Source organism: Bartonella sp. MR168JLCBS (genome assembly GCF_042194175.1).
The window spans coordinates 1-819 of record NZ_JBHIMP010000125.1; the positions used below are offsets into that span (position 1 = coordinate 1).

At 34.7% G+C, this 819-nt stretch carries 2 pseudogenes; one reads left to right on the forward strand and one right to left on the reverse strand.

Features of this window, described 5'->3' with window-relative positions:
• Positions 1-121, forward strand: a pseudogene (locus ACFIK8_RS09690) (invasion associated locus B family protein); the annotation flags it as partial.
• A 92-nt stretch (positions 122-213) separates the two neighbouring features.
• Here ACFIK8_RS09690 and ACFIK8_RS09695 read toward each other — a convergent pair.
• A pseudogene (locus ACFIK8_RS09695) lies at positions 214-819 on the reverse strand (ribonuclease E/G); the annotation flags it as partial.

Sequence of the window (819 nt, forward strand, 5' to 3'; positions counted from 1 at the left end):
TGGTATAGAGGAAAAGGATTTTCAACAAGAACAAATAAAGTTGCAACAAGCCATTCAATCAAAGCAAAAAGAAATTGAAGATCGTATGCGGGCTGAGCAAGAAAAAGCAAAACAAAATTAATAAATACATAATGTAGAAGAGTGTATTTGAAGTATTTTTCTATTTTTTGCTATTTAAAGCGCCATAAATAGTTGTGGCGGTTTTTTTTATACTTAATTGTTGGAAAGTGTTCTGCGTTTCCACCAACCAACACGCTTAGCTTTGGAAGCATCATCAGGTATTGATGATATAACAACGGATTGGTTGACTGTCTCTTTAATTTGGGAATGAGTTAGTTCGCCAACTTCTTTTATTGCAGTTTTTTGTTCTGATATTTCTTTTGTTTGCGTTGATTTATCAGGGAGTGATTTTTCGCGTGTTTTTCGTGTTGATTTTTTACCATTTGCAGGAGTTTTTTCTACCACCTCATGAGCAGATTTATCTACTTTCTTTGTTTTAACTTTATGTATCGAGCTGTCTGTAGATTTTTCTTCTAAAGGTTCTGGGGTTATTATACTTTGATCGTTTTCAAGGATTTGCTGATTTTGCAGTGTTTTTGATGAACGCACTTTATGTGTTTTAGGTTTAGCGACTGTATCAACTTTTACAGTTTCATCCTGTTGTATGCCTAAGTGTTGTGTATCGCTTTCTACTTCTTCAAATTCAATAGGCTTAGCAATTGGAACACGATGTTTACGGTGCGCTGCTTTAATTTCTACCAAGGTCTGTTTAGCAAAGTCTCCCACTGGTTCTGCATAAGGAATACAAATCTGATAAGA